We start from the raw sequence: 15349 nt of genomic DNA on the forward strand, positions 1-15349 counted from the left end.
GTACCTGTTATCAATTTTATGCCACTTAACAAAAAAGACAACTGAGAAATAAAAATAGTGCGTAAACCTAAAGGGTTACGCACTATTTTTTTACATTATAACCTTTGGTATCGGCTAGAACGGAATTTCATCATCCAGATCACCACCCGGAACACTCCCGCCGGAATTCCATTCCGGTCCGGTGCTGCCGCCTTTCGGATCAGCGGAACCGCCAAACCCACCGCCAGCAGTGCTGCCTTGACCGTAATCGTCACCACCGCCGTAACCGCCACCGGCACCTTCACCGCCACGACTGCCCAACATGGTTAATTCACCACGGAAACGTTGCAGGACAACTTCGGTTGTGTATTTTTCAACACCGCTTTGATCCGTCCATTTACGGGTCTGAAGGGCACCTTCCACATAAACCGTTGAGCCTTTGCGCAAGAAACGTTCAGCCACATCCGCCAGACGTTCGTTAAAAATAACAACGCGGTGCCATTCCGTACGTTCACGACGTTCACCGGATTGACGGTCTTTCCAGCTTTCAGAAGTTGCCAAAGACATATTGACGATTTTCGATCCATCGTTGGCAAAACGCACTTCAGGGTCACGCCCCAGATTACCAACCAAAATCACCTTGTTTACTGAACCCGCCATTGGAACTCCTTGCCTTCTATACGGTTATTTAATGTTGGGCTGACAATACAGAAATCATCTCGCGGATGCGACTCAAATCTTGTTTCAATTTTATCATCAGGGATAGAAGGAAATTATCTTTTCCATCAGCCCTCTATGGACCCGAGCGAAGACGTCTCCAGTCGATATTTCAAAAAACTTTCCCCACTATATTCCACCATCCCAACAGAGATCGCCCCGATTCTTTTTAGCGCCCCCAGCTTTTTTCGTGTCGGTGGCAAAAGAAATGTCACATACGCGATGCGCACATCTGCGCGGGCAAATGCAATCGCTCGCTTAACAATGGACAACCCCAAGCCAAAACGGTCAACTTTCAAAACCAGACCGAAATCCCACTCATTCCCTTCTTTTTGAAATCCGCCCCAACCAACATATTGCTCATCAACCAAAATCGCCCAGTGCCCTAAACCGTCGCGTTCCCAGCAGGCTTCTTTTCCTGCAACAAACGTTCGTGCAGTATCATGGTCCCATGCACCGGATAAAAGCGGCATATGTTCTTTCAGTCGAGGATCCGACATATGCTGGACAATCTCATTCAGGGCAATCTCTGACAACCGGACAAACTGGATTGTATCATCGTTAAAATAAGTCATTCTCAATCTTAGGATTTTTCCAAAAAGAGGGGAAATCACATTTTGTTGTATGATTTTCACTTTACTTCATCCGGTCCTCGGACTATCTCTTTAGCTTGAAATGTTCTCCTTTTGATCTTTTTTTAGGCATGATGATTATGAGCGTTGATGAAATTCAGGTCCGTGGGGCACGCGAACACAACTTGCAAAATGTGGATGTGAATATCCCCAAAAACTCCCTGACGGTCATCACCGGCCTTTCTGGATCAGGGAAATCGTCGCTTGCCTTCGACACCATCTATGCCGAGGGACAGCGCCGTTATGTAGAGTCTTTATCGGCTTACGCTCGACAATTTCTGGAACTGATGCAAAAACCGGATGTCGATCATATCGAGGGATTGTCACCTGCGATTTCCATTGAACAAAAGACAACCTCAAAAAACCCGCGTTCCACAGTTGGAACCGTGACCGAGATTTACGACTACATGCGTCTTTTATGGGCGCGTGTCGGTATCCCCCATTCCCCGGCAACGGGCCTCCCCATTGAAAGCCAAACCGTTTCCCAAATGGTTGACCGCATTATGGGACTGGAAGACGGCACCCGTCTTTATTTGCTTGCCCCCATCGTGCGAGGGCGCAAAGGGGAATATAAAAAGGAATTTCTTGAGCTTCAGAAAAAAGGCTTTCAACGCGTTAAGGTCGATGGCGAACTTTATGATGTTGATGGCGTCCCGGAACTGAACAAAAAAATTAAACATGATATCGAAGTTGTTGTTGATCGTCTGGTTTTGCGCGAAGGGGTGGAAAGTCGCCTTGCCGACAGCATCGAAACAGCCCTTGAGCTAGCCGATGGTTTGCTATTTGCAGAAGACGCCAAAACAGGGGAACGTCACACCTTTTCTGCCAAATTTGCCTGCCCGGTATCCGGTTTCACTATTGATGAAGTCGAACCGCGTCTGTTTTCGTTTAACAATCCGTTCGGGGCCTGCCCGGCCTGTGACGGATTGGGAACGGAAATGTATTTCGATCCGCAGCTTGTTGTCCCCATCGAGTCTGAACCACTAAGCAAAGCCATTGCCCCTTGGGCCAATTCCAGCAGTGTTTATTATGGACAAACCCTGCAAGCCATCGCCACGCATTATAATGTCGATCTGGAAACACCGTTTGGAAAAATACCGCAAAAAGTCCGTGACGTGGTGTTGTATGGATCGGGCAAAGATGAAATCACGATTTCCTATAACGATGGCAAACGATCCTATCAGGTGACCAAACCATTTGAAGGTGTCATCCCCAACATGGAACGACGCTGGCGTGAGACCGACAGCTCGTGGGTGCGTGATGAGCTGTCCAAATATCAAACAGTCACGCAATGTTCCGCTTGTGACGGACACCGCCTGCGCCCCGAAGCCTTGGCCGTTAAAATTGATGGCCTGCATGTCAGCGAAGTCACTGCTTTTTCCATTGACGAGGCGGCAAAATGGTATGGATCACTGGAAGAAAAGCTCGGCACCAAACAACAGGAAATTGCCCGACGTATCTTGCGTGAAATTAATGAACGACTGGGTTTCTTAATGAATGTCGGACTGGAATATCTGACACTTTCGCGTTCCTCCGGCACCCTAAGCGGTGGCGAAAGTCAGCGTATTCGCTTGGCCTCCCAAATCGGATCGGGGCTGACAGGGGTGCTTTATGTTCTGGACGAACCGTCCATCGGGCTCCATCAACGCGACAATGACCGCTTGCTTGAAACACTTGTTCGTCTGCGCGATCTGGATAACACGGTCATCGTCGTTGAACATGATGAAGATGCCATTCGCAGTGCCGATTATCTGATCGACATGGGACCACGTGCCGGCGTTCATGGCGGAACAGTTGTTGCCGAGGGCACCCCGGATGAAGTCATGGCCAATCCAAAAAGTTTGACCGGGCAATATTTAACCGGCATGGAACAAATCCCCCTGCCCGCCAAACGTCGCAAAGGACGCAAAGGGCAATCCATCAAAATTAAAGGCGCAAGCATCAACAACTTGCAAAATGTCGATGCCGAAATTCCCCTTGGCACCTTTACCTGTGTGACAGGTGTTTCCGGTGGCGGTAAGTCCTCGCTAGTAATTGAAACCCTTTATAAAGCCCTTGCGAAAAAACTACACGGCGCGCGCCTGCATCCCGGTGATCACAAAAAACTGGAAGGTGTCGAATTTATTGACAAGATCGTCGATATCGACCAATCCCCGATCGGTCGCACACCACGATCCAACCCGGCTACCTACACCGGGGCATTTGGCCCGATCCGCGAATGGTTTGCCAATTTGCCGGAATCTAAAACGCGCGGTTACAAACCGGGGCGTTTTTCGTTCAACGTCAAAGGCGGACGCTGTGAAGCCTGCCAAGGCGACGGGGTCATCAAGATCGAGATGCACTTCCTGCCTGACGTATATGTCCAATGCGATGTCTGCAAGGGAAAACGTTATAACCGCGAAACACTGGATGTTAAGTTCCGTGGTAAATCCATTGCTGACATATTGGATATGACGGTTGAGGAATCCGTTGATTTCTTCAAGGCTGTTCCCAGTATCCGCGATAAAATGGTCACCTTGGACCGGGTCGGATTGGGGTATATTCATCTTGGACAACAAGCAACCACCCTGTCCGGCGGGGAAGCCCAGCGCGTAAAATTGGCAAAAGAATTGTCACGCCGCGCCACTGGTAAAACCATCTATATTCTGGATGAACCGACAACCGGCTTGCATTTCGATGATATACGTAAACTGCTGGAAGTGCTGCATGCCCTTGTCGATCAAGGTAATACGGTTGTGGTCATTGAACATAACCTTGAAGTCATCAAAACGGCGGATCATATTATCGATATTGGCCCGGAAGGCGGATCCAAAGGCGGACGTATCGTGGCAACGGGCACCCCCGAACAGGTCAGTCAGGTCGAGGCAAGCTACACTGCAAAATATTTAAAGGACTATTTGAAGTAAGAGATAATAATCCGCTGACTTCACATCACCGATGAACGGGTATATAGTTTTCCAATGAGCGAAACCGATGCAATCTTTGAAAAACTGAACACATTGCAAGATGAATTAAAGCCGTTTTGCATTGCCCGGATCGGTGTGTTCGGATCGTTTGCGCGCGGAACCCCACGCAGTGACAGTGACATTGATATGTTGATCGAATTTGCAGAAACACCCGGCCTGTTGCAACTGGCCGAATTGCGAATAAAACTGGAAGAAATCTTTGGCCGACGGGTGGATATTGCCACCCGCGAAATGCTGGCCACCGATATGAAAGACAATGTCCTAAGCGAGGTTATCTACGATGAAACCTCAACAAAATGAACGCTGGGTCTTCCATCTCGATCATATGTTGCAAGCCATCAACCGGATTGAACATTATGTTGCCGGACTGACAAAAGATGATTTCATCCATGATGACAAAACCATTGATGCTGTCATACGCAATCTGGAAATCATCGGGGAAGCCACTCACCATATCCCCAATAAGATTCGCAGACACTATCAAGCGATTCCCTGGATGGCATTACGCCAAATGCGCAACTTTCTTGCCCATGAATATTTCAATGTTGACCCCTATATTGTATGGGAAACGGTTGTACGGGACCTCCACGGGTTGAAAATGTCCCTCAAACGCCTGCTTCGCGATGCAGCTTAGTGTTCTATTCGCAATTGCACAATTTTTTTACAGTTGATTACCGTTCTATTATTGCCCTGATCAAAGCTTTGCTTTAGGAATGCAAGCTGTTGCAATTGCAATATTTAACCCCACATCAAACTGTGGGGGCATATCCGAAAGCCGAGCCGAATGAATATCTATCTGCCGATTGCCGAGATATCCGTAAATATGTTTCTCCTTCTTGGGATGGGAGGGGCCGTCGGGTTCCTGTCCGGCATGTTTGGTGTCGGCGGTGGGTTTATGATGACACCTTTGCTCATCTTTATCGGGGTTCCACCAACCGTGGCGGTGGCAACCGGGGCAAACCAGATTGTGGCCTCCAGCGTATCCGGCGTCATTGCCCATACGCGACGCAAAAACGTCGATTTCAAAATGGGGTTTATGCTGTTGATCGGCGGTGTGGTCGGGTCAACAAGTGGCGTGTGGATTTTCACCGCGCTCACGGCACTGGGACAAATCGATCTCGTGATTAAACTGGCTTATGTTTTGTTCCTGTCAGTTATCGGTTCCTTGATGTTTATCGAAAGTGCGCGCGCCCTTTGGCGCAAGCGACGCGGCTATAATTTATCCGGTAACGCCCATAAACGAAAAGACCATTCCGGCTGGCAACATAAACTGCCTTTTAAAATGCGCTTTCGCCGCTCCAAACTCTATATCAGTGCGTTATTGCCCTTAAGTGTTGGTTTTGTCGTCGGCATTCTGGTTGCCATTATGGGCGTTGGCGGTGGTTTTATCATCGTGCCTGCCATGATTTATTTGCTGGGTATGCCGACTTCTGTTGTGATCGGCACCTCTTTGTTCCAGATTATTTTCGTGACTGCAAACGTGACGATCTTGCAATCCACCAGCAACCAGACGGTCGATATTGTTTTGACCTTGTTGCTGCTGATCGGCGGGGTCATTGGTGCCCAATTTGGCGCACGCGCCGGCATGAAATTACAAGGCGAACAACTACGCGTTCTCTTGGCTGTTATGGTTCTAAGCGTTTGTCTCAAGCTTGGCTTCGATCTGATTGTCACACCCGACGATTTGTTCAATGTCGGCTTGCCGGGGGGACATTGAGAATGCATCTGGCCCGCCTGACATCTGCTTTCCTCAGCCTTTTTGTGACGAGCTTATGCTTGAACGAAGCCACTGCGCAAAACACAAACGAGATTGTGGCCGCCCTTGACGATCATGTGGTCGCGATTGATACCAGTTTCAGTGGCTCCAAAGTCCTGTTATTCGGTGCAACCGAAGGCGAAGGCGACGTCATTGTTGTGGTGCGAGGCCCTTCGCGTGATGAAGTCGTGCGCAAGAAAGATCGCATTATGGGGGTTTGGGCCAATAAAGAGGAAGTGACCTTCAGCGGCACCCCGGTTTTTTACAATATCGCCACATCCGGTACATTGACAGACATGGTTCCGGCCTCGACCCGTCAGCGCCTTGAACTCGGCCCTGATTATTTAAACAGTTATCTTGCCAGCAGCAGCCGCGATATCGGTGATGCGAAAAAAGACGAATTCTGGCAAGCCTTGTTGCGCAGCAAAAAAAACAACAACCTTTACGCAAGCGAAGCCGCACAGGTTAAGTTTTTGGGCAAGCGCCTCTTCCGCGCCGATTTCTTTTTTCCGCCCAATATCCCGATCGGGACTTATCTGGTTTATGTCTACTTAGTAAAAGACAAGGATGTGGTCAGCAGCCAAATTACCCCCTTGTTTGTCTCAAAAATCGGAGCAGAGGCCAAAATCTATGACTTTGCCCATCGACATAGCTTCGCATACGGTATTATTGCCGTTATTATCGCACTTGCCGCCGGATGGGTGGCATCAGTCGTCTTTCGTAAAAAATAATAACTTTTCTTTTGTGTAGGAGAATAAACACGTGTTCGACGTAAATGAATATTTTGAAGGTAAAGTCAAATCCATCGCATTCCAAGGCGAAGCCCTACCCGCGACAGTCGGCGTCATGGCACCGGGGGAATATGAATTCGGAACGTCACAAAAAGAAACCATGACCGTTATCAGTGGTGCACTGACGATCAAACTGCCGGGTGAAAATGATTTCACAACTTACGCATCCGGTGCCACCTTCAATGTCGATGCCAACGTCAAATTCCAAGTCAAGGTCGCCCAAGACACCGCTTATCTGTGCACTTACGAATAAGCATTACAATTTACCGAATAAAAAAAGCGCCCGTCAAACGGGCGCTTTTTTTAATTTAAATCGATCATCGATTTTATGCATTGGCTGCGGCATGGATTGCTTGCATATTCTGCGCATAATCCCCACCAAAAACGGCGGATCCAGCCACGACCACATTGGCCCCGGCATCCACAACCGATTTAATGGTTTTAGGATTCACCCCGCCATCAACCTGAATATCGATATTTCGATCGCCGATCATTTCACGCAGACGTTTGATTTTGTCCAATTGCGATGGGATGAACGTCTGCCCGCCAAAACCGGGATTCACACTCATCACCAGCACCATATCAATTTCGTCCAGCACATATTCCACAACATCCGCCGGGGTTGCCGGATTTAACGAGACACCCGCCTTTTTGCCCATGTCCTTAATCATTTGGACAGAACGGTGCATATGTTTGTCCGCCTCAGCATGCACGGTAATGATATCAGCGCCCGCTTTTGCATAGTCCGCCAAATAATTTTGCGCCGGATCAATCATCAAATGGACATCAAAAGGTTTATCCGTATAGGAACGGATCGCCTGAATAACACAGGGGCCAAAAGTCAGGTTCGGTACGAAATGACCATCCATGACATCAATATGGATCCAGTCCGCCCCGGCTTTATCAACGGCGGCAACTTCTTCGCCCAGCTTGGCAAAATCAGCGGACAAGATGGATGGGGCGATTTTAAGCATATCAGAACCTCGTTTAAAAAAGATTGTCCCCGCTATAACAAGGGCCACCTTAAAAGTACACCAAAAATCAAAAGAGCGCCTGTTTGAAACAGACGCCCTTTTCATCATTCAATGAAGTACCGCTTAGCCGATAACCGGATCAAGCGAACCATTTTGGTAACGATCAGCCATTTGCGCCAAAGATAACGGCTTGATCTTCGAACCCTTACCCGCACAATTAAACAGCTCGTAACGCTGGACACATTCTTTTTCCATCGCCGCCATTGCCGGTTTCAAATAGAAACGCGGGTCAAACTGTGATGGGTCAGACTGCAAGGCTTTGCGGATTGCACCCGTAATCGCCATGCGGTTGTCCGTATCGATGTTGACTTTACGCACACCGTTCTTGATCCCGACGACGATTTCTTCCAGCGGCACACCGTAAGTCTGTTTCATCTCACCACCATTGGCATTGATGATATCTTGCAGTTCTTGAGGGACCGAAGACGACCCATGCATGACCAAATGAGTATTGGGCAATTTTTTGTGAATTTCCTTCACAACATCCATTGCCAGAATATCACCATCAGGTTTACGGGTGAATTTGTAAGCCCCATGTGATGTCCCCATCGCAATGGCCAGGGCATCGACTTTGGTTTTCTTGACGAAATCAACAGCCTGATCCGGGTCGGTCAGCAATTTGTCCTTGGACAGCTTCCCTTCAAAACCATGACCGTCTTCTTTTTCGCCTTCACCAGTTTCCAGTGAACCAAGAACCCCCAATTCCCCTTCGACAGAAACACCAATCAAATGCGCAGCTTTTGTGACTTCCGCGGTTGTATCAACGTTATATTCATAAGAGGCAGGCGTCTTGCCATCGGCTTCCAAAGACCCATCCATCATCACGGATGAGAAACCGGATGCCATTGCCGACATACAGGTACGCAATTCATTCCCGTGATCCAAATGCATACAAACCGGAACATCGGGGTAAATTTCAACGGCAGCTTGAATCAGGTGCTTGAGAACTGCATCATTTGCATAGTTCCGCGCCCCACGGCTGGCTTGCATAATTACCGGAGAGTCGGTTTTAGACGCAGCTGCCATAATCGCCAGCATTTGTTCCATATTGTTAATGTTAAATGCCGGAAGGCCGTAGTCGTTTTCAGCAGCATGATCAAGAAGCTGACGCATGGAAACGAGTGCCATAGGATTTCCTCCAGATAATAATAATCAGTCAAAGGAGAAAGGCGCCCGATCAGAAATCAGCCGCCTTTTTCACAATTTAAACTCTTTCTTTTACGGCTTGTACGACAGCCTCGGACGTAATGCCGAAGTGTTCATAAAGCTTATCAGCCGGTGCCGATGCACCAAAACCGGTCATGCCGATAAAGGCACCGTTTTGACCGATATAGCGATCCCAGCCCATTTGCAGACCAGCCTCGACAGCGACGCGCACACCATCACCCAGTGTGTCGTGTTTATAAGCATCATCCTGTTTTTCAAACAATTCCCAACACGGCATAGAAACAACCGCTGTCGGAATGCCATCAGATTGCAGGACATCACGGGCTTGCATCGCGATTTCGACCTCTGAACCTGTTGCAATGATCGTGGCTTTACGCAAACCATCGGCTTCACGAAGCACATAGGCCCCTTTGGCAGATTTGTTTTCTTCGCTATATTCTGTGCGAACCGCCGGCAAACCTTGGCGGGACAATGCCAATGCAGAAGGTGTTTTTTCAGATTGCAGGGCCAGCATCCAACATTCCAGCGTTTCCACCGCATCGGCCGGACGGAATACATTGGTATTGGGCAGAGCACGCAACGAAGCAACCGTTTCAACAGGCTGGTGCGTCGGGCCATCTTCACCCAGACCGATGGAATCATGGGTCAGAACGTAAATAACACGTTGTTCCATCAGGGCTGATAAACGCATCGCTGCACGCATATAATCGGCAAAGACAAGGAAGGTTCCGCCATAAGGAACAAAACCGCCATGCAGGGCAATCCCGTTCATAAACGCCGCCATGCCGAATTCACGAATACCGTAATGCATGTAATTGCCGCTGAAATCATCCGTTGTGACGGATTTTTGGCTATCGGCCTTTGTCAGGTTGGACCCGGTCAAATCGGCAGAACCGCCAAGCATTTCCGGGATCATTTCGCATAAGGCATTCAGCGCCATTTGTGAGGCTTGGCGCGTTGCTTTTTTCGGAGCATCTTCGCACAGTTGCTTTTTATAAGCATTGGCGCTGTCAATCCAGTTTTCCGGCAGACCACCATCATTGGTGCGAACAAAGGTTTCCTGTGCATCCAGATCCAGTTCGTTGAAACGTTCCTGCCAGGCCTCTCGTGTTGCAGCACCGCGTGCACCGGCTTCGCGCCAAGCATTCAAAATATCGGACGGAATTTCAAACGGTGCGGCGTCCCAACCCAAATCTTTGCGCATTTGGGCAATTTCATCATCACCAAGCGGTGCGCCGTGGGTTTTGTGCGAACCTTCAAGGGTCGGTGCGCCTTTGCCGATTTTGGTCTTACAGGCAATCAAAGACGGCTTGCCGGATTTTTGTGCTTTTTCAATCGCGGCTGCAATTTCATCCGGGTTGTGACCATCAATGGCTTGCGCATCCCAACCGGAAGCCTCAAAACGCTTCAATTGATTATCGCTGGCAGCCACACCCAAATTACCGTCAATGGTGATTTCGTTATCATCCCAAAAGACGATCAATTTGTTCAAATTCAGATGACCTGCTGTGGAAATGGCCTCGTGCGAGATCCCTTCCATCAAACAACCGTCACCGGCAATCACATAGGTAAAGTGATTGACCACCTCATCGCCATAACGTGCGTTTTGCAGTTTTTCGGCAATGGCCATACCAACAGCGGTGGTAATGCCTTGGCCCAACGGCCCGGTTGTGGTTTCAATCCCTGTGGCATGACCGTATTCCGGGTGACCTGCCGTTTTCGCCCCAAGTTGGCGGAAGTTACGGACTTCTTCAATCGTCATGTCTTCATAACCTGTTAAATACAGGTAAGAATACATCAACATGGACCCGTGTCCCGCTGACAAGACAAAACGATCCCGGTCCGCCCATTTGGGCTGCTTCGGGTCAAAATTCATATATTTGGTAAACAGAACGGTTGCAACGTCAGCCATACCCATCGGCATACCCGGATGGCCGGATTTGGCTTTCTGAACGGCATCTGCGGAGAGGAAGCGAATGGCGTTCGCCATATCCTTATGCGAGGTCATCGTAATACGATCCTTATTTCAAAAACAGCCCCTGAGACGGTGGGCGCACACTACCTGAGAGTCCTGTTTTAAGCAAGGTCCAAAAGCGTAAAAAACCCATGTCAGTCCCAACCTTTTATTACCATACTCATATTTCCTTTTAACCTAGAATAGTTATATGATAACTTTGTTTCGACCCACTTTAAAAAATTACAAACAGTTGCCCCCCATGCAATTTTCTTTGAGTAAAATCATATCGTACAGTTTTGTTGCACTGATCGGCTATATACCTGTCGCGCATGCGAATGAAACAGTTCGTTTATGCTATGAAGATGAAGATTATGCGCCTTATTTACGAGGTGAATCTCAGCAACCGGCAAAACCGAATCCCGGTGTATTGGTCGAAATCACCCAAGCCGCCTTTAAGGAAGCCGGGCAGAAAGTTCAATATATTCGCCGTCCGTGGAAACGATGTATGCACCTGCTGCGTGATGGCAAGATTGCCGGGATGTTTGGTGTCATCCATACGAAAGAACGCGAGAAAATTGGGAAATACCCGATGCAAAACGGAGAAATTGATTTAGAGCGACGCCTTTTGTTTGTCGACTATCCCATTTTTTACAACGCGGCCCATTCTGCAATTCAGTGGGATGGACAAAAATTTTCCGGTACCACACCTCGTATCGGGACACCACTGGGATACGCCACGGTTAAAAGCCTGAAAAACGAACATAAAATCACACCAAATACATCTTTCCTGCCCGAAACAGGGCTTAAGCTTGTATCTGAAGGTAAACTGGATGGTTATATCGTTGAAAAAAACGTTGGACTGTCCTTGTTGTCCAAACTGGGATTAAAAGACGAAGTGATTGTCCATCAGCCACCGTTCAAACGCCATGCCCTGTATTTGGTTCTCAGCCACGACTTTTACGAGAAGAATTCAAAAGTAGCCGAGAAAATATGGTCAACACTTGCAGTTTTAAGAAAAACAGTGCTTGATAGCATTATGAAAAAATATATGCACAAAATTCAATAGACCATGTCGATTGATCTGATTGCCGTCAAGGCCAGCAAACAGTCCGCCGCAAAAAGACCACCTCTTCTGTTTATTCATGGTTCTTTCTGTTCCGCCCCGATCTGGCGCCATCGCTTTATGCCCTTCTTTGCCGCACACGGCCATGATTGTTATGCCGTCACCCTCAGCGGTCATGGTGAAAATGCTGACAACTGGGCATTGCATTTTTTGGGGCTCAACGACTATGTGAAAAACATCCGTGAAGCCATTGAAAAAATTGGTGAACCTTGCGTTTTAATCGGTCATTCACTTGGTGGTATGATTGTTCAAAAATATATCGAAGATCATAGTTGTCTGGGCGCCGTTTTACTGAATTCCCTGCCCCCCAGCGGCGCACTCAGTTCCATCATGCATATGATGAACAATTCCCCGGACCTGTTTATGTCGCTCAATCAAATGATGATGTTCGGCCCGGAAGCTATGAATTTTGATATGCTGAAACGTCTGTTGGTCAGCGACGATACCCACCCGGCATCCCTAGCAGAAGTTCATAATTTATTTCAGGTGGAATCTCTTCGTGTTCTAAACGATGTCACCTTATTCGACATCCCCCGCAAACGCGCCAAAGAAGGTTTTCCCATCGCCGTGATCGGGGGGGACAACGATACCATGATCCCCGTCAGTGCCTTGCATGAAACCGCAATCTTCCACGGTGCCGATCTGGAAATTATCCCCGGTGCCCCTCATGCCGTTATGCTGGATAAACGCTGGAAAATGGTAGCAGAACGTATTCGTTCCTGGATGCTGCGTAGCCTATGAGCGCAAACAAACAGTGGTTTGTGTACGTTCTAATTAACCAGAACGGAGATTGCTACACCGGGGTAACATTGGACGATACCCCGGATCGACGCTTGGCTGAACATAACGGTGAACGTCCGGGGGGTGCCAAATACACACGGACCCGTGGCCCTTGGGAAATTTTATATGTAGAAAACGGCTTCTCAGAAAGAGGAAAAGCTCAATCCCGAGAAGCCCAAATCAAAAAAGACCGTAAGTTTAAGTCACTGCTTAAACTCCATCGCGTTTAGTTGGTCACAACAATATTGCGTCCGGCATCCTTGGCACGATAAAGACGCGCATCAGCCTCTTTCATATAAGTATCCACTGTATCCTGCTTGGTCGGAATTTTGGCAAACCCACCGACAGAAACAGTCAAGCAGTCATTCACCTCACTTTTGACGTTCGGGATCGCCAAATCTTCAACCGCCCGGCGGATCAATTCTGCAAAGATCAGATCATCATCTTCTTCATGTTCACGCGAAATAACGGCAAATTCCTCCCCCCCAATTCGGAAAGCATAGTCGCTGGGACGGCGGCAAATTTCAAAAAGCTTTTGCCCGATTGTTTTCAGCGCAACATCCCCGCCGGAATGACCATAATGATCATTCAAACTTTTAAAATAATCAATATCCAGCATATAAAGTGTCACCGCCTTATTTTCACGACGCGCACGTTTCATTTCCCGGTCCAAGACCCGTTCGAAATGGCGACGATTGTATAAACCGGTCAATTGGTCCGTTACTGACAATTCTTCAAGCCGTCGATTGACCTCGCGCAGTTCCTGCTCTGCAATAATACGCGCACGCCGTTCACGCATCAAATCCAGTGTACGCGTTGATAACCCGTCATACATTTTCAACACGGTTTCGATCAAGACGCGGAAAGAACCATTCATTTTACGATCCGCAACAACTTTGGCGTCTTCCAGCGTACTTCCCCCGTCCATAGTCGTCACAACAAGGGCCAGTCGTTTATCATCATCAATAATATGAAAAGCTAGCCAGCGGATCAAAAATTTAACCACCGCTTCGACAACATCCTGAGATGGACTGCCCCCCTCAATGCCTTTTAGTTCCAGCACACGTGGCAAAAAGGAAGAATGGCTTAATTGATGGGAAATGAACCAGGAATCATCGCCTAAGTAGTTGCTCCAAATCGCTTCTTCCTGTTCAAAATGAAAATGGGCATAATCGGCCAATTCCGCAAACGCATCATTGACCTGAGACATATCTTCGCGCACCAGCGAATTTGCCAGCTCATTCAGCAAATCAACCAGTTTTTTATGCTGTTCATCAATGACTTCAATCCCGGTTTCAAAATTTTTATTCCACGGAAAAACTTCGAAATTATCCAGTTTATTTTTCGACATATTTACTTGGGCGGCTTGCAACGGGTGTTACCTCATTTAGATATATTTAAGCCTGCAAATTAACATACCCAAAAAGATATAACAATCCCGGTATCACGCATCGTAATCAGCGCACGACGTGTATTATTTTATTCCCTTTACGCTCAAAGACATACATGTTGTCACAAGATAACTGCGCGCCACCAATCCAGCGCTGCTCAGGGTTAACATCCAGATTACTTGCTTGCCCATCCATGATTTTGTGACCTAAGGAGGTTAACTTCACGGTTTGCTCGAAGAAGGACATATATTCACAGTCTGCTAACTTTGATAACGGCTTCTCTGTTCCGCATAGCACAGGTTCAGATGTGGCAATCAAAGAATCCACGAGATGGGCGAAACTCAAATCCCCCATAAATTTTGCCTCTTCACATTTCTGCATATGCAGAAACATGTCTTTGATTTTTGCAGTTTCCTTTTCACACAAAAGCGATAACGCATAAGAGACAGATAACGGCAATCCGGTTTCGGCATCGGGATATTCACGCAGCAGCCGTTGTAATGCCTTATAAACAAACGGCAAGATGGCTTCCTGCGTTAAAAAATCACCGATCATATTAGGATTAGGCGCACAAAACGCGTGCCAAGCCTTCGCCCCATATTCTTTCTGTGATAAAGCAATTTTTACGGCTTGCTGCGGCAGCTCTTCAAAATCCTCATTCGTCATTTCCGCCAAATAAAAATCGGCCTGAACCAGATAGACATCCTTGGTCGGGAATTGGCGATACATAACATCAAGGATTTGCATAAGCTGAAGCTGATCATACAAGTCATGTTCAAACCATAACTCAATGCGTGTCCCCTGCTCACCCGCTGCCTGCAAAAACACGTCATCACGCTGGGCAAAATCACGTGCAACATCAGCCTGCGACATATCAGCAAAACCCGCAATAAAGGCAACGCGGCCAACAGATTGTTCGCACAGATTATCACACGGCAGCACAGGGCCTTCATGCAAAACGTCGCGCCACGGTAAAACAATATCCGCAATCCCCAGCTCGGCAATACGCTGTGCGGCGCTATCTCCGTTTGTAATAATCAGGCGCGACATGTCATA

16 protein-coding genes are annotated in these 15349 nt (G+C 47.9%); 9 read left to right on the forward strand and 7 right to left on the reverse strand.

From position 1 onward, the window contains the following. Nucleotides 1-114: 114 nt before the first annotated feature. Both ssb and ACN0VA_RS06590 read right to left on the reverse strand, forming a co-directional pair. Nucleotides 115-639 (reverse strand): single-stranded DNA-binding protein, encoded by a 525-nt coding sequence (gene ssb, locus ACN0VA_RS06585; RefSeq protein WP_188664815.1) that lies wholly within the window; start codon nt 637-639, stop codon nt 115-117. Between the two features lie 125 nt (nt 640-764). Continuing rightward, nucleotides 765-1271, reverse strand: a complete 507-nt coding sequence (locus ACN0VA_RS06590) for a hypothetical protein (protein ID WP_417820390.1) — start codon at nt 1269-1271, stop codon at nt 765-767. 137 nt (nt 1272-1408) lie between these two features. On the opposite strand from ACN0VA_RS06590, the gene uvrA reads away from it, so the two are divergent. The 6 genes from uvrA to ACN0VA_RS06620 all read left to right on the forward strand — a co-directional run bounded on the left by uvrA (nt 1409) and on the right by ACN0VA_RS06620 (nt 7094). After that, nucleotides 1409-4234 (forward strand): excinuclease ABC subunit UvrA, encoded by a 2826-nt coding sequence (uvrA, locus tag ACN0VA_RS06595; RefSeq protein ID WP_417820391.1) that lies wholly within the window; start codon nt 1409-1411, stop codon nt 4232-4234. A gap of 54 nt (nt 4235-4288) precedes the next feature. Further along, nucleotides 4289-4594: a nucleotidyltransferase family protein gene (locus ACN0VA_RS06600; protein WP_417820392.1), complete on the forward strand. Its 306-nt coding sequence runs from the start codon at nt 4289-4291 to the stop codon at nt 4592-4594. Continuing rightward, nucleotides 4575-4928, forward strand: coding sequence for a DUF86 domain-containing protein (locus tag ACN0VA_RS06605; protein ID WP_417820393.1), 354 nt, complete (start codon nt 4575-4577; stop codon nt 4926-4928). Before ACN0VA_RS06600 ends, ACN0VA_RS06605 begins: the two co-directional genes overlap by 20 nt. A gap of 150 nt (nt 4929-5078) precedes the next feature. Then, a complete protein-coding gene (locus ACN0VA_RS06610) occupies nt 5079-6011 on the forward strand; it encodes a sulfite exporter TauE/SafE family protein (RefSeq protein WP_417820394.1) in 933 nt (310 codons plus the stop codon). Nucleotides 6012-6013: 2 nt separating this feature from the next. Continuing rightward, complete coding sequence (locus ACN0VA_RS06615) at nt 6014-6781, forward strand: TIGR02186 family protein (protein WP_417820395.1); 768 nt, start codon at nt 6014-6016, stop codon at nt 6779-6781. A 31-nt stretch (nt 6782-6812) separates the two neighbouring features. Continuing rightward, nucleotides 6813-7094 (forward strand): pyrimidine/purine nucleoside phosphorylase, encoded by a 282-nt coding sequence (locus tag ACN0VA_RS06620; protein ID WP_417820396.1) that lies wholly within the window; start codon nt 6813-6815, stop codon nt 7092-7094. Between the two features lie 73 nt (nt 7095-7167). Here ACN0VA_RS06620 and rpe read toward each other — a convergent pair whose 3' ends face one another. From rpe to tkt, 3 genes are all read right to left on the reverse strand, one after another. Beyond that, nucleotides 7168-7815, reverse strand: coding sequence for a ribulose-phosphate 3-epimerase (rpe, locus tag ACN0VA_RS06625; RefSeq protein WP_417820397.1), 648 nt, complete (start codon nt 7813-7815; stop codon nt 7168-7170). Nucleotides 7816-7938: 123 nt separating this feature from the next. Beyond that, the gene (gene fba, locus ACN0VA_RS06630) at nt 7939-9003 is read right to left on the reverse strand and encodes a class II fructose-bisphosphate aldolase (RefSeq protein ID WP_417820398.1); all 1065 of its coding nucleotides are present in this window, start codon (nt 9001-9003) and stop codon (nt 7939-7941) included. A 76-nt stretch (nt 9004-9079) separates the two neighbouring features. Continuing rightward, a complete protein-coding gene (gene tkt, locus ACN0VA_RS06635; protein ID WP_417820399.1) occupies nt 9080-11050 on the reverse strand; it encodes a transketolase in 1971 nt (656 codons plus the stop codon). Between the two features lie 208 nt (nt 11051-11258). Between tkt and ACN0VA_RS06640 the strand changes: the two genes are divergently transcribed. Genes ACN0VA_RS06640 through ACN0VA_RS06650 form a run of 3 tightly spaced genes read left to right on the forward strand, consistent with a single transcriptional unit; the run spans nt 11259 to nt 13132 of the window. Beyond that, nucleotides 11259-12065, forward strand: a complete 807-nt coding sequence (locus tag ACN0VA_RS06640) for a substrate-binding periplasmic protein (protein WP_417820400.1) — start codon at nt 11259-11261, stop codon at nt 12063-12065. A 3-nt stretch (nt 12066-12068) separates the two neighbouring features. Further along, nucleotides 12069-12863, forward strand: a complete 795-nt coding sequence (locus ACN0VA_RS06645) for an alpha/beta hydrolase (RefSeq protein ID WP_417820401.1) — start codon at nt 12069-12071, stop codon at nt 12861-12863. Further along, complete coding sequence (locus ACN0VA_RS06650; RefSeq protein ID WP_417820402.1) at nt 12860-13132, forward strand: GIY-YIG nuclease family protein; 273 nt, start codon at nt 12860-12862, stop codon at nt 13130-13132. Before ACN0VA_RS06645 ends, ACN0VA_RS06650 begins: the two co-directional genes overlap by 4 nt. On the opposite strand, the gene ACN0VA_RS06655 is transcribed toward ACN0VA_RS06650, so the two are convergent. Then, complete coding sequence (locus tag ACN0VA_RS06655; RefSeq protein WP_417820403.1) at nt 13129-14253, reverse strand: GGDEF domain-containing protein; 1125 nt, start codon at nt 14251-14253, stop codon at nt 13129-13131. The two genes, ACN0VA_RS06650 and ACN0VA_RS06655, sit on opposite strands and share 4 nt — an antisense overlap. Nucleotides 14254-14359: 106 nt before the next feature. Beyond that, entirely contained in the window at nt 14360-15343 is a 984-nt protein-coding gene (locus ACN0VA_RS06660; RefSeq protein WP_417820404.1) for a hypothetical protein, read from the reverse strand. Nucleotides 15344-15349: the final 6 nt, after the last annotated feature.

The sequence above is a fragment of the Terasakiella sp. genome (assembly GCF_048267425.1).
Lineage (GTDB): Bacteria > Pseudomonadota > Alphaproteobacteria > Rhodospirillales > Terasakiellaceae > Terasakiella.

Bases quoted from the DNA above. Each gene is read 5' to 3' on its own strand.
- ssb (WP_188664815.1), bottom strand. From the start codon at position 639: ATGGCGGGTTCAGTAAACAAGGTGATTTTGGTTGGTAATCTGGGGCGT.
- ACN0VA_RS06590 (WP_417820390.1), bottom strand. From the start codon at position 1,271: ATGACTTATTTTAACGATGATACAATCCAGTTTGTCCGGTTGTCAGAG.
- uvrA (WP_417820391.1), top strand. From the start codon at position 1,409: ATGAGCGTTGATGAAATTCAGGTCCGTGGGGCACGCGAACACAACTTG.
- ACN0VA_RS06600 (WP_417820392.1), top strand. From the start codon at position 4,289: ATGAGCGAAACCGATGCAATCTTTGAAAAACTGAACACATTGCAAGAT.
- ACN0VA_RS06605 (WP_417820393.1), top strand. From the start codon at position 4,575: ATGAAACCTCAACAAAATGAACGCTGGGTCTTCCATCTCGATCATATG.
- ACN0VA_RS06610 (WP_417820394.1), top strand. From the start codon at position 5,079: ATGAATATCTATCTGCCGATTGCCGAGATATCCGTAAATATGTTTCTC.
- ACN0VA_RS06615 (WP_417820395.1), top strand. From the start codon at position 6,014: ATGCATCTGGCCCGCCTGACATCTGCTTTCCTCAGCCTTTTTGTGACG.
- rpe (WP_417820397.1), bottom strand. From the start codon at position 7,815: ATGCTTAAAATCGCCCCATCCATCTTGTCCGCTGATTTTGCCAAGCTG.
- fba (WP_417820398.1), bottom strand. From the start codon at position 9,003: ATGGCACTCGTTTCCATGCGTCAGCTTCTTGATCATGCTGCTGAAAAC.
- tkt (WP_417820399.1), bottom strand. From the start codon at position 11,050: ATGACCTCGCATAAGGATATGGCGAACGCCATTCGCTTCCTCTCCGCA.
- ACN0VA_RS06640 (WP_417820400.1), top strand. From the start codon at position 11,259: ATGCAATTTTCTTTGAGTAAAATCATATCGTACAGTTTTGTTGCACTG.
- ACN0VA_RS06645 (WP_417820401.1), top strand. From the start codon at position 12,069: ATGTCGATTGATCTGATTGCCGTCAAGGCCAGCAAACAGTCCGCCGCA.
- ACN0VA_RS06650 (WP_417820402.1), top strand. From the start codon at position 12,860: ATGAGCGCAAACAAACAGTGGTTTGTGTACGTTCTAATTAACCAGAAC.
- ACN0VA_RS06655 (WP_417820403.1), bottom strand. From the start codon at position 14,253: ATGTCGAAAAATAAACTGGATAATTTCGAAGTTTTTCCGTGGAATAAA.
- ACN0VA_RS06660 (WP_417820404.1), bottom strand. From the start codon at position 15,343: ATGTCGCGCCTGATTATTACAAACGGAGATAGCGCCGCACAGCGTATT.